Origin of the sequence: Janthinobacterium sp. SUN033, from assembly GCF_030397595.1 — a bacterium.
In the GTDB taxonomy this organism is placed as follows: domain Bacteria; phylum Pseudomonadota; class Gammaproteobacteria; order Burkholderiales; family Burkholderiaceae_D; genus Janthinobacterium; species Janthinobacterium kumbetense.
Genome location: NZ_JAPQNV010000001.1, coordinates 114,706 through 127,827, shown reverse-complemented (window position 1 = coordinate 127,827; position 13,122 = coordinate 114,706). Strand labels below are relative to the sequence as shown.

8 protein-coding genes and 6 tRNA genes are annotated in these 13,122 nt (G+C 60.6%); 1 reads left to right on the top strand and 13 read right to left on the bottom strand.

The window, feature by feature from the left end; all coding sequences use genetic code 11:
• Nucleotides 1–107: 107 nt before the first annotated feature.
• The 4 genes from OX460_RS00650 to OX460_RS00635 all read right to left on the bottom strand — a co-directional run bounded on the left by OX460_RS00650 (nt 108) and on the right by OX460_RS00635 (nt 7,229).
• Nucleotides 108–779 carry a formate dehydrogenase subunit gamma gene (locus OX460_RS00650; protein ID WP_099667273.1) on the bottom strand — a complete coding sequence of 224 codons (672 nt, stop codon included), beginning with the start codon at nt 777–779 and terminating at the stop codon, nt 108–110.
• Nucleotides 766–1,689: a formate dehydrogenase subunit beta gene (gene fdxH / locus OX460_RS00645; RefSeq protein ID WP_034779207.1), complete on the bottom strand. Its 924-nt coding sequence runs from the start codon at nt 1,687–1,689 to the stop codon at nt 766–768. Before fdxH ends, OX460_RS00650 begins: the two co-directional genes overlap by 14 nt.
• 13 nt (nt 1,690–1,702) lie before the next feature.
• Nucleotides 1,703–4,774, bottom strand: coding sequence for a formate dehydrogenase-N subunit alpha (fdnG, locus tag OX460_RS00640; RefSeq protein ID WP_289897282.1), 3,072 nt, complete (start codon nt 4,772–4,774; stop codon nt 1,703–1,705).
• 295 nt (nt 4,775–5,069) lie between these two features.
• Nucleotides 5,070–7,229, bottom strand: a complete 2,160-nt coding sequence (locus OX460_RS00635) for a TonB-dependent siderophore receptor (RefSeq protein ID WP_289897281.1) — start codon at nt 7,227–7,229, stop codon at nt 5,070–5,072.
• Nucleotides 7,230–7,611: 382 nt separating this feature from the next.
• On the opposite strand from OX460_RS00635, the gene OX460_RS00630 reads away from it, so the two are divergent.
• On the top strand, nt 7,612–9,321 hold the full coding sequence (locus OX460_RS00630; protein ID WP_289897280.1) for a methyl-accepting chemotaxis protein: 1,710 nt from the start codon (nt 7,612–7,614) through the stop codon (nt 9,319–9,321).
• 25 nt (nt 9,322–9,346) lie between these two features.
• Here OX460_RS00630 and OX460_RS00625 read toward each other — a convergent pair whose 3' ends face one another.
• From OX460_RS00625 to pgsA, 9 genes are all read right to left on the bottom strand, one after another.
• Nucleotides 9,347–9,799, bottom strand: a complete 453-nt coding sequence (locus OX460_RS00625) for a hypothetical protein (protein ID WP_289897279.1) — start codon at nt 9,797–9,799, stop codon at nt 9,347–9,349.
• Between the two features lie 33 nt (nt 9,800–9,832).
• A complete protein-coding gene (locus OX460_RS00620; RefSeq protein ID WP_289897278.1) occupies nt 9,833–11,320 on the bottom strand; it encodes a SulP family inorganic anion transporter in 1,488 nt (495 codons plus the stop codon).
• Between the two features lie 279 nt (nt 11,321–11,599).
• Nucleotides 11,600–11,673, bottom strand: a tRNA-Cys gene (locus OX460_RS00615).
• 42 nt (nt 11,674–11,715) lie between these two features.
• A tRNA-Gly gene (locus OX460_RS00610) sits at nt 11,716–11,791 on the bottom strand.
• 83 nt (nt 11,792–11,874) lie between these two features.
• A tRNA-Gly gene (locus tag OX460_RS00605) sits at nt 11,875–11,950 on the bottom strand.
• A gap of 56 nt (nt 11,951–12,006) precedes the next feature.
• Nucleotides 12,007–12,082: transfer RNA gene (locus OX460_RS00600), tRNA-Gly, on the bottom strand.
• Nucleotides 12,083–12,153: 71 nt separating this feature from the next.
• Nucleotides 12,154–12,229, bottom strand: a tRNA-Gly gene (locus tag OX460_RS00595).
• Between the two features lie 92 nt (nt 12,230–12,321).
• Nucleotides 12,322–12,397 (bottom strand) — tRNA-Gly (locus tag OX460_RS00590).
• A gap of 105 nt (nt 12,398–12,502) precedes the next feature.
• Nucleotides 12,503–13,087 carry a CDP-diacylglycerol--glycerol-3-phosphate 3-phosphatidyltransferase gene (pgsA, locus tag OX460_RS00585; RefSeq protein WP_034749601.1) on the bottom strand — a complete coding sequence of 195 codons (585 nt, stop codon included), beginning with the start codon at nt 13,085–13,087 and terminating at the stop codon, nt 12,503–12,505.
• Between the last annotated feature and the right edge of the window lie 35 nt (nt 13,088–13,122).

Sequence of the window (13,122 nt, the reverse complement as noted above, 5' to 3'; positions counted from 1 at the left end):
AAGTATTTTAATCGATACAGTCATCGCAAGCCGCAAAGGAAAACAGGGGTCAGACCCGGCGGGTCTGACCCCTGCTCTTGCACTTGGGCTGATTAAGCAAAAAACGGTCAGTCTTTGCCGTTGCGCATCACCGCCTCGAACCACTTCGGATGGTGCTTGCGCGCCCAGCCGTAGGTGACGGTGCCGCGCACCATGGCGCCGATCGAACCCTTGACCCACAGGGCCGCATAGATGTGCACGATGATGGCGCAGATGATGCCGAACGCGCACACGGCGTGCAGCAAGGCGGCCGCGCGGATGACGGGAATCGGGAAGTAGAACGCGAAGTACGCGCGCCAGATCACGATGCCCGACAGCAACAATCCCGCCATGCAGGCCAGCAGCACGAAGAACAGGATCTTCTGGCCGGCATTGTATTTGCCGATCTTCGGAAGCTTTTCTTCGCGGTTGTTGAGCACGTCGTCCATCTGTTTCAGCCACTGCTTGTCGCCGTCCTCGAACTTGTTATGGTGCCAGAAGCGCACCACCAGGATCGCGAACGAGACGAACATCACCAGGCCGGCAAACGGATGCAGGATGCGCGTCCATTGCCCGCCGCCGAACAGGTTGGCCAGCCACGCCATCGAGGGATGGAACATGGCCAGGCCTGACAGGGCCAGCATGACGAAGGTGATGGCGGTCACCCAGTGATTCGTGCGCTCGTTCGGGTCGTAGCGCTGGATCAGCGGGTTGCCATCCTTGTCACGCAGCTTTCCATCATGCAGATCACTGTGGCTCATGGTCTTCCTCCCGGATGCGTTTGGCCTCTTCCAGCGCCTCGTGCTCTTCGTCCTTGCTCACTTCGTTCGGACCGACACGCGTGTAATGGAAGAAGCCTGCCAGCGCCGTGGCGGCCATGCCGGCCACCGCGAGCGGCTTGGACCAGCCCTTCCAGAAACCCACCATCGGGCTGATGCGCGGGCGTTCCGGCAAGTTCGAATACAGCTTCGGCTTGTCGGCATGGTGCAGCACGTACATCACGTGCGTGCCGCCCACGCCCAACGGGTCGTACAGGCCCGCATTCTCGAAACCGCGCGACTTCAGGTCGACGATGCGCTCTTCCGCATGCACCTTCATGTCTTCCTTGGTGCCGAAGACGATGGCGCCCGTCGGGCACGTTTTCACGCAAGCCGGTTCCTGGCCCACGGCGACGCGGTCCGAGCAGAGCGTGCACTTGTAGGCGCGGTCGTCCTTTTTCGAAATGCGGGGCACGTCGAAAGGACAGCCGGCCACGCAATAGCCGCAGCCGATGCAGTTTTCCTGATGGAAATCCACGATGCCGTTCGTGTATTGCACGATGGCGCCCGGCGCCGGACAGGCTTTCAGGCAGCCCGGGTCCTCGCAGTGCATGCAGCCATCCTTGCGGATCAGCCACTCGAGGTTGCCGTCGTTGTTTTCGTGTTCGGCAAAACGCATCACCGTCCACGATTGCGGCGTCAGATCCGTCGGATTGTCATAGGTGCCATGGTTTTCGCCGACTTCATCGCGCAAGTCGTTCCATTCCATGCACGCCGTCTGGCAAGCCTTGCAGCCGATGCATTTCGACACATCGATCAGCTTGGCCACGGTGCCCGTCACCGGGCTGCGTGCTTGCGGTGGCGTTACCGTGGTAGCCGACAGGCGCCGGATATCTAAGGATTGCAGTGCCATTATTGAGCTCCCATCATGCTTTTTCCACCTTCACGAGGAAGGACTTGAATTCCGGCGTTTGCGAATTCGCATCCCCCACGCCCGGCGTCAGGGTATTGATCAGATACCCCGGCTTGGCCACGCCCGTAAAGCCCCAGTGCAGCGGCAGGCCCACGGTGTGCACCGGCTTGCCCTCGATCATCAAAGCCTTGATGCGCTTGGTGACGACGGCCTTGGCGATGATGTGTCCCCGCTTGGAACTGACACGCACTTCACCGCCGGCAACGACGCCGATGCTCTTGGCCAGTTCTTCGCCGATTTCGACGAATTGCTGCGGCTGGATGATGGCATTCAGGCGTGCATGCTTGGTCCAGTAATGGAAATGCTCGGTCAGGCGGTAGCTGGTGGCCACATGCGGGTATTCCTCATGCGTGCCGAACATTTTCCGGTCATCGGCGAACACGCGCGCGGCCGGATTGCTGGTCGCTTGCGGGTTTTTCGGATGCATGGGGTTGTAGCCCAGCGGATTTTCGAACGGCTCGTAATGCTCGGGGAACGGCCCCTCGGCCATGGCGCCGCGCGCAAAGAAGCGCGCCACGCCCTCGCCCAGCATGATGAACGGACCCATGCCGTTTTCCGGCGGTTCGTCGACCTTGAAGTCGGGAATATCGGCCCCGCTCCAGTTCGTGCCATTCCACTCGATCAACTTGCGCGTCGGGTCGAAAGCCTTGCCCTTCAAGTCGCACGAAGCGCGGTTGTACAGCACGCGGCGGTTCGCCGGCCACGCCCAGGCCCAGCCCAGAGTCTGGCCGATGCCGGTCGGGTCGCTATTGTCGCGCCGTCCCATCTGGTTGCCCGCCTGCGTCCAGCTGCCGGCGAAGATCCAGCAACCGCTGGTGGTCGTGCCGTCGTCGCGCAATTGCGCAAACGAGGCCAGCTGCTCGCCTTTTTTCACCAGCAGCTTGGTCGGATCTTTCGGATCGTACAAGTCGGCCAGCGCACGGCCGTTGAATTCGCGGGCGATTTCTTCCGGCTGCGGGTTATGCGGCTGCGCATAATTCCACGTCAGGTTGATGATAGGATCGGGGAACTTGCCGCCCTCTTTCTTGTACATGTTGCGCATGCGCAAGAAGAGGCCCGACATGATCTCCAGGTCGCTGCGCGCCTGGCCCGGCGGTTCGGCCGCCTGCCAGTGCCACTGCAGCACGCGCGAGGAGCTCACCAGCGAACCGCGCTCTTCGGCGAAGCAGCTGGTCGGCAGGCGGAACACTTCCGTCATGATCTTGGTGGGATCGACTTCGTGGTACTGGCCGTGCGCCTTCCAGAATTCGCCCGTTTCCACGGCCAGCGGATCCATGATGACGAGGAACTTCAGCTTCGACAGCGCTTCCGTGACCTTCTGCTTGTTCGGCGCGGACGCCAGCACATTGAAGCCCTGGCAGATATAGCCCGTCATCTTGCCTTGGTGCATGTTCTCGATGGCTTGCATCAAGTCATACGGCTTGTCGAGTTTCGGCAGGTAGTCGAAGGCGTAGTTATTTTCCGCCGTGGCAAAGTCGCCCCACCACGTCTTCATGAAGCTGACGTGGAATTTGCGGTAATTGCTCCAGTAGCTGAGCTGGTTAGGCCGCAGCGGCTTGGTGGCGCGCGCGGCGATATAGCCGTCGAAATCCTGCTCGGACTCGTTCGGCAAGGTCATGTAGCCTGGCAACAGGTTCGACATCAGGCCCAGATCGGTCAGACCCTGAATGTTCGAGTGGCCGCGCAAGGCGTTCATGCCGCCGCCCGCGATACCCATATTACCCAGCAGCAACTGCACCATGGCGCCCGTGCGGATGGTTTGCGCGCCCGTCGAGTGGTGCGTCCAGCCCAGCGCGTACAGGATGGTACCGGCGCGTCCCGGCACGGCGGTCGAAGCCAGGGCTTCCGCCACCTTGTGGAACTTGTCGGCCGACACGCCGCACGTGCGCTCGACCATCTCGGTCGTGTAGCGCGCGTAGTGCTTCTTCATCATCTGGTAGACGCAGCGCGGGTGTTCCAGGGTCGGGTCGACCTTGGCATAGCCATCTTCGCCGATCTCGTAATCCCAGGTGGCCTTGTTGGTGTACTTGCCTTTTTCTTTGTCGAAACCCGAGAACAGGCCGTCCTCGAACGCATAGTCTTCGCGCACGATGAAGGGCATGTCCGTGTAGTTGCGCACGTACTCATGCTGGATCTTGTCGTTCGTCAGCAGATAATTGATGATCGCGCCGAGGAAGACGATGTCCGTGCCGGTACGCGTGGCGCAGTAGTAATCTGCCACGGATGCGGTACGGGTAAAACGCGGATCGACAACGATCAGCTTGGCCTTGTTATGCGCCTTCGCTTCCGTTACCCATTTGAATCCGCAAGGATGTGCTTCTGCTGCATTGCCGCCCATGACCAAAATCACATCGGCATTCTTGATATCGACCCAATGATTCGTCATCGCGCCACGGCCAAACGTCGGGGCAAGACCTGCCACCGTCGGTCCGTGTCATACACGCGCCTGATTATCAAAGGTCAGCATCCCCATGCTGCGCACTGTCTTGTGGGTCAGATACCCGACCTCATTGCTGCCGGCGGACGCGGCCAGCATGCCGGTGGAGAGCCAGCGGTTGACGGTCTTGCCGTCGGCATTCTTTTCGATCAGGTTGGCGTCGCGGTCATCCTTCATCAGGCGCGCGATCTTGTCGAGCGCCACATCCCAGGAGATCGGTTGCCATTCCGTGCCGCCCGGTGCGCGGTACTCGGGCACTTTCAGGCGGTTCGGGCTGTGGATGAAGTCGACCAGGCTGGCGCCTTTCGGGCACAAGGTGCCGCGGTTCACCGGGTGATCGGCATCGCCTTCCACGTGGATGATGCTGGAGACGGCGTTTTTCGCGCCGTCGCCCAGTCCATACAGCAGGACGCCACATCCTACCGAACAGTAGGGACAGGTATTGCGTGTCTCGGTGGTGCGAGACAGCTTGTATTGCCGCACTTCCGCCATCGCCTGGCCCGGTGCGAAACCGAGCAGGGCGAGGCTGGAACCAGCAATGGTCGCGCCAGTTACCCGAAGGAACTGGCGCCTGGACATCTGAACCATATTCAGGCCTCTATGATGTGAGTAAATAAAAAGTCATACGGCGTCGTGGTAGTGTCATATCACCAAGATATAAGCACCATGCCTGTGCCGTATGACAGTATTTTACCCCTCAAACTCCGACAAGGCTTAGTCCGCTGGAAAAAATTGCCTTTAGTCAATATTAATTTGACGATACCGAACGTTCCCTCTAAACAATGCCAGCCTGCCCGGCACGCTTGCACATCGCTACCCACCCACGAAAAAAAACCCGCTCGCGAGCGGGTTTTTGGGGATGCGGCCGAACTGCCAGGCCAAATTACAGGCTGTAGCGCAAGGTCAGCGCCACATTGCGCGGCGCGCCCGGCAAGCTCAGGTTCGGGCTGGAACCGTGGCCCGACACGATGTAGCGCGTGTCGCCGATATTGTTGACGTTCAGCTGCACTTCATAGCGGCCCGTGCGGTACGCGGCCATGGCGTCGGCCGTCACATAGCCTGGCAGCACCACCGTGTTGCCCGGATTGGCGAAACGGCTGCCGACGGCGTTCGCGCCGCCGCCCACCGTGAAGCCGTGGCCCAGGTCTTTCGTCAGCCACAGGTTGGCCGTATTGCGCGAAGTCAAGGTGGCGCGCTTGCCCTTGACCGGCACTTCTCTGGCGACGGTGCCGCCCGGCACATTGACGCTCTTGTCCTTGGCGATGGAATCGGTGATGGTGGCGTCCAGGTAAGCGTAGCCGGCCATCATTTTCCAGCCATCGTGCAAGTCCGCGTTGAAGGTCAGTTCCAGGCCATCCGTGCGCTGCGTGCCGACGGGCACGATGCGGTTCGTGATCGGGTCGCTGGTCTTGATATTGTCGCGCTCCAGGCGGAACAGCGACACGGTGGCGTTGGCGCGGCCGCCCCACAGGTCATACTTGGCGCCCACTTCCGTGTTGCGCGTGGTTTCCGGCGCCAGGTCGGCATTGTTGGCGGCCAGGGCGAAGTTCTCACCACTCGGCTGGAACGAACGGCTCCACGAGGCGTAGTACGATTGCGTCGCGCCCGGCTGCCAGACGAGGCCGGCGCGGGGGCTGTAGGCCGAATCCGTGCGCGACAAATCCGCCGTCGTCACGCCAAGCGCATTGGCCAGGCGCGACTGCTGCTTGTAGCGGTCGTAGCGCAAGCCGGCCAGCGCCTTCCACTCATCGCTGAAGCTGATGGCGTCCTGCACGTAGGCGGCGGCCGTGTCGTAGGTACCGAAGGTATCACTGCGCGCGCCCAGTTTGCTGCGATCGACGACGGGCAGAACAGGATTGAAGATCGACACGGGCTTCGCAGATGTCGTTACAGCGATGGCGGCCCAACTGTTGGCATCCTTGTTTTGCTTGCCGAATTCGGCGCCGTACAGCACTTCGTGGCGCATGGTGCCCGTGACCAGCTTTTGCGTCAGTTCCGTCTGGTTGAACCAGCCGCTCTCGTCGCGGTTGAGCTTGGCGTGGCCCAGGCTCATCGTGCCCTTGACTTCGTTGACGTTGCCGGAAATATTCGTGTTGTTGCGGTCCAGGTGATAGTCGTAGTAGCGGAAGGCATTGCGCAGCGACAAGCTATCGCTGAATTTGTGCGTCAGGGTGGCGGCCGTGGACACCACGCGCGACTGGCTGAAGTCGGCATCGCGGGCGTTGGCGGCGCCGTAATATGTGCCCGCATCGACGGCCACGGGACGGCCGTGGTAGGACGGGATGCCGAAGTCCGTCAGGCGGCGGTCTTCCAGGTAATCGCCCTGCAGCAGCAATTTGGTGGCACTGGAGAGGCGGATGGCCACGGACGGCGCCAGCGCCGTGCGGTTGATGAATTGCTGGTCGCGGTAGCTGTCCGACAATTCGCGCGCGCCCGTGACACGCCAGTCCACCGTCTCGCCGACACGGCCCACGTCGACTTCGCCGCGGCGCCCTGCTGTGTTCGTCAAGCTCAGGGCCACGTCCGCGATATCCACGCCCGGCTTCTTCGTGATGCGGTTCACCAGGCCGCCCGAGGAACCGCGGCCGTACAGCACGGCGGCCGGTCCCTTGATCACTTCCAGGCGCTCCACGTTCGACAGGTCGCGGAAATACAGCGCGTCATCGCGGAAGCCGTCGACGAACTGGTCGCCGATGGCCGTGAAGCCGCGGATGAACACCTGGTCGCGCTGGCCGTCGCCCGTGGACAAGCCCACGCCGGGGATGTTCTTCATGATGTCCTGGATCGACATGGCATTCTGGTCGCGGATGACGGCGGCCGGCACCACGTTGATCGTTTGCGGCACGTCGCGCAAGGCCATTTCCGTCTTGGTGCCGCTGGCGGAGGTGGCGGCCACATAGCCATCCTTGTCCTTCGACGCCGTCACGGTGACGGCGGGCAAGCTTTCCTGTGCCCAGGCCGCCAGTGGCGTGGCGCCCAAGGTCAAGGCGCCCAGTACGGCGATGGTGATCGGTTTACATCCTGGCTTGCGCTGTTGCTGCATACAATTCCCTGGTCGAAGTTTTAATACGAATGATTATCATTAGTATTTTATCAGCCGGCGATGGGAAAAGTAAGGATGAATGTAAGTGATAGTACTTATTAACTAGGTACTTGACGTAAAAAAGCAACAGGAAATCAATATCAAAAAATAATTAAAATTGCCACCAGAAACTATTTCCCTGCGTCAATGCTATACTTGCGGCTTGCTGGGCAGCGGTCAGCCTGACCGATATGCCCCTTGCTTTACCTCTATCGCCACGCTCAGCGTGGCGCGCCGCACAGCCATCACGCGGCACCCGAAGACCCCGATCCCCTGCGCCTTGCGGCGCCTGTCCGCCCCTGCTGGCGGCGGCGATCATGACTATTAAACTGTTAGGAATTACATGAAAAACCTGAACATCGGCAGCCGCCTTGGCGTCGGCTTTGCTGTCGTATTGCTGTTGCTTGCCGCCCTGACCATCACCGCCCTCGTACGCATGCAAACGGCCAGCGACCTGACCTATCGCCTCATCAATACCAGCATCAAGAACCAGCGCATGGTGGCCGAATGGTCGAAGATCATTGAACTCAACAGCGTGCGCGGCGTCGCCTCGTTCGAGATCACCGATCCGGTCGTGCGCGCCAAGATCGAGGAAGACCTGAAAGTCGATGCGGAGCGTTCCAGCAAGCTGCAGGACGACATCATCGCATCCTTGCTCAACCCGGCCGTGATCGAGCAGTTCAAGGTGGTGCGCAAGGTGCGCACCGACTACGTGACGACGCGCGCACGCGCCTTCAAGATGAAGGCCGACGGCGACGTGGCGGGCGCCAAGATCGTGTTCGACAAGGAAGTCGCACCCATCACCGTGGCTTACCTGGCCGAAGTGAAGCGCTTTGCCGGCATGCAGATCAAGGCGGCCGACGGCGTCGGCGCCAGCATCATCGAAGCTTACAGCGGCACCCGCATCTTCCTGATCACCATGGGCGTGCTGGCCGTGCTGATGGGCATCGGCTTTGCCTGGTGGATCACGCGTTCGATCACCGGCCCCATCCGCGCCGCCGTGAAAGTGGCGGAGACCGTGGCAGCGGGCGACTTGAGCAGCGTCATCACGGCCCAGGGCCGCGATGAAACAGGCCAGCTGATGCATGCCCTGAAAACCATGAACGATAGCCTCGTCGGCATCGTCGGCCAGGTGCGCAGCGGCACCGACACCATCGCCACGGCCTCCGCGGAAATCGCCGCCGGCAACCAGGACCTGTCGTCGCGCACGGAACAGCAAGCCAGTTCGCTGGAAGAAACGGCCTCGTCGATGGAAGAACTGACTTCGACCGTCAAGCAAAACGCGGACAATGCGCGCCAGGCGAATAAACTGGCTGGCGACGCGGCCGGCATCGCCAGCCGCGGCGGCGCCGTGGTGGCCGAAGTGGTCGCTACCATGAGCGAGATCAATACCTCGTCGAAGAAAATCGTCGATATTATCTCGGTCATCGATGGCATCGCCTTCCAGACCAACATCCTGGCCTTGAACGCGGCCGTGGAAGCGGCGCGCGCCGGCGAACAGGGTCGCGGCTTTGCCGTGGTTGCCACGGAAGTGCGCAACCTGGCGCAGCGCTCGGCAGCGGCGGCAAAAGAAATCAAGGGCTTGATCGACGACTCCGTGCAAAAAGTCGACGTGGGCACGGACCTGGTCGACAAGGCCGGCAAGACGATGGAAGAAATCGTGCAAAGCATCGGCTTCGTCACGTCCATCATGAGCGAGATCAGCAACGCCAGCGAAGAACAGAGCGCGGGCATCGAGCAAGTCAACCAGGCCATTTCCGAAATGGACCAGGTAACGCAGCAAAATGCAGCCCTGGTGGAAGAAGCCTCGGCAGCGGCCGAAGCGATGCAGGAACAGGCGAGCGAACTGGCGCAGGTGGTGAGCGTCTTCCGTCTGGACGCCAACGCGGCAGCCACCGACCGTTTCAGCGTGAAAACCGCACAGCGCGGCGCGCCCGCAGCGCCCGCAGCCGCGCCGGCCCGCAAGGCTACGGCCCCTGCCCTGCGCCTGCCCGCGACGCGCGCCAGCAGCAAGGCAACAAGCCCGGCCGAAGGCGAGTGGGAAGAGTTTTAAATCCGCTTCTGCAAGCCGTGCGGCATCACGCCGCGCGGGCTTGCGCCTGGGTGATCAGTGCCGCCAGCTCGCGCGGCGCGGATTGCCCCAGAAATTCCAGCGCCAGCGCTTCCGGATCGATGGCGGCGTCAGGCGGCAAACCATGCTCGAAGCCGCCCACCATAATGCGGAAAAAATGCGGCGACTCCGCCCGCGTTTCCACATACCAGCAACCCGCATGGCCTTGCACGAAATACTCGCCGATGAAGTAGCCGAGCATGGTTTTCACCCACTGCCAGCTCTCGTCGCGAATGACGATGGTGCGCATGGCCGCATCGATGTACGGCAGGTATTCGGCCGCGTTCGTCAACACTTCGTGCGCCGGCTGGATGCCCAGGCGCTCGACAAAATTCACCAGCGAAGCGCCCAGCGCGTCATAGTAGGCATCAAAAGCCGTTTGGCTTTGTTGCAATAATTGTTCTTGTTCGTTCGACAGCATTCACACTCCACAGACATTCAGCAATCCAATATTTTACGCCACGCCCACATCCACCCCGGCCCGCTGCAGCAAGGCCTCGTTGCGGGCGGACAGATGCGTCACCTGCAGATGCTTGCCTGCCCTGTCATAGCGCTCATACAGCGATTCGATGGCGGCGATGGCCGAGTGGTCGGCCATGTGCAGGTGCCGGCAGTCGAGGATGACGCGGGCCGGGTCCGACGCTGCCTGGAACAGCTCCTGGAAATGCGTGGTGGAAGCAAAAAACAGGGTGCCATGCGGCAGGTAGACGCGCATACCTTGCGTGCTGTCATCGATGTCGGCACGCATGTCGCGCGCATGTTGCCAGGCAAAATTCAAGGCGGCGATGACGATGCCGCACAGCACGGCCATCGCCAGGTCCGTGAATACCGTGATCACCGTCACGGCGACGATCACCAGCGCATCCTGCAACGGCACCTTGCCCAGCACGCGCAAGGAGCCCCAGGCAAACGTCTGCTGCGCCACGACGAACATCACGCCCACGAGGGCCGCCAGCGGGATGCGCTCGATCAGCGGCGACAGGAACAGGATGAACAGCAAGATCATCACGCCGGCCGTCACGCCAGACAGGCGCGAGCGGCCGCCCGAGCTCAGGTTGATCATCGTCTGCCCGATCATGGCGCAGCCGCCCATGCCGCCAAACAGGCCCGAGACGATGTTCGATGCGCCGAGGGCGATGCATTCGCGGTTCGGCTGCCCCCGCGTTTCCGTTATCTCATCCGTGAGATTAAAAGTGAGCAAGGTTTCCAGCAAACCCACCATGGCCATCAGCGCCGCATACGGAAAAATGATGTGCAAGGTGGCCATGTCCAGCGGCACGGCAGGCCAATGCAGGGCCGGCAAGCCGCCCGCGATATGCGCGAGGTCGCCCAGGGTGCGCGTGGGCAGGTGCAAAACATGGCTGAGCACGCCCACGCCCAGAATGGCCACCAGCGCCGGCGGCACGGCTTTTGTCAGGCGCGGCAGCACGTAGACGATGGCCATGGTGAGCAGCACCAGGCCACCCATCACGAGCAAGGGCGTGCCTTGCAGCCAGGCTTCGCCCTGCGGCGTGGCCTGGCGGAAGTGTTCCAGTTGGGACATGGCGATGACGATGGCCAGGCCATTCACAAAACCCAGCATCACGGGATGCGGCACCATGCGAATCAGCTTGCCCAGACGCAAGATGCCGAATAACGCCATCAAGATACCGCCGAGCACCACGGTAGCCAGCAGGTATTGCACGCCGTGTTGCGCCACCAGCGCCACGATGACGACGGCCATGGAGCCGGCGGCGCCCGAAATCATGCCCGGACGTCCGCCAAAGATGGCCGTCATGGCGCAGATGATGAAGGCGCCATACAGGCCCATCAGGGGATTGAGCTGCGCCACCAGGGCAAAGGCGATGCATTCTGGCACCAGGGCAAATGACGTGGTCAAGCCCGCCAAGACGTTTTTTTGCAGGTTCGAGTACCACTCATCCCGAAAAGTTGTGTTGATCATTGATGCGTATCCAAAGTCGGAACAGGAAAATGCCGGCCGGATGGAGAATAATCAGGCGCAGCCATGCCAGCGGGCGTCACAGAAACGCGGCGCTGAGGTCGAACGGAACAGGAAAGTCGTCAGTGACTACATCGGTATGGCGGAAAGGGGGAGGTTCATCAAGGCGCCAGGCGGCGCGGCTGAGCTTGCCGGCATTATACAAGATGCGCCATCGGCAAAAGTCTGGCCAAAGCGCAGACAAAAAAATAGCCCACTCGAAAGTGGGCTATTTTTTTCATCTGGAGGCGAGGACGGGAATCGAACCCGTCTAAACGGCTTTGCAGGCCGCTGCATAACCTCTTTGCTACCTCGCCAGAGGAACTGCTTGGATGCGCCTTGCGGCCCACCTTGAAAACTGGAGCGGGAGAAGAGTCTCGAACTCTCGACCTCAACCTTGGCAAGGTTGCGCTCTACCAACTGAGCTACTCCCGCATTGGAGCTTGGTTACCGCATAATCGCGCCGCGCATGGCGACGGATAAAAAAAGGAAGCCAGCTTAGCTTCCCTTTAGAATTCTGGAGCGGGAGAAGAGTCTCGAACTCTCGACCTCAACCTTGGCAAGGTTGCGCTCTACCAACTGAGCTACTCCCGCATTGGAGCTTCTATTTTCTGCTACTGCCATTCTTGCTGTACTGCTTCAGCTTTCGCTGGAGCGGGAGAAGAGTCTCGAACTCTCGACCTCAACCTTGGCAAGGTTGCGCTCTACCAACTGAGCTACTCCCGCATACGAACCGCTATTTTACTGCCTTTTGCTACCGTTTACCAGTGCTGCTTTACTGCTGATCCAGCATTCACTGGAGCGGGAGAAGAGTCTCGAACTCTCGACCTCAACCTTGGCAAGGTTGCGCTCTACCAACTGAGCTACTCCCGCAGTGGACAACATTGTATCAGAAGCTCTACTACATCGCCAGTACTACTTTTTACTGCATCTGCTGTTTTTACCTATGACACGATCCAGAAAACTGGAGCGGGAGAAGAGTCTCGAACTCTCGACCTCAACCTTGGCAAGGTTGCGCTCTACCAACTGAGCTACTCCCGCGTCATCAACAACAGGCCAGCATTATAGAGGGATTACAGGGGCTGTCAACGGGCAATATCTGGTCTTTTGCAAAATATTCCGCACAAAGCAGCCGCCTGCCTGTTCTTAGTGCAGATTTCCAGCCTTTTCCTTGATGAGAGGCCACGCCAGGCGCAAATAGTAAAACATCGACCACACCGTCAGCACGCAGGCGATCCACAGCAGCTTCTCGCCCCACACATGGGTATCGATCGCGCCAAAGATCACTTCGTGGTACAGCAGCAAGGGAATGGCCGTCATTTGTGCGGCCGTCTTGATCTTGCCGATCGAGCTGACGGCCACCGACTTCGAGGCGCCGATCTGCGCCATCCATTCGCGCAGCGCGGAAATCGTGATTTCGCGGCCGATGATGATGAAGGCCAGCACGGCATTGACACGGTCCAGTTGCACCAGCACCAGCAAGGCACCCGCCACCATCAGCTTGTCGGCGACCGGGTCGAGGAAGGCGCCGAAGGCCGAAGTCTGGTTCCAGCGTCGCGCGAGGAAGCCGTCGAACCAGTCTGTGACGGCGGCAACAATGAAGACCAGGGTGGCAACCAGGTTCTGGTCGCCATGCAGCAGCATCGACGGCGGCAAGTAAAACACGCCGACGACGAGCGGTATCAGGGCCACGCGCAGCCAGGTCAAAAGGATGGGAATATTAAAAGGCATAAGAGAGCAATCGGCCGACGGGTAAATTGAACATG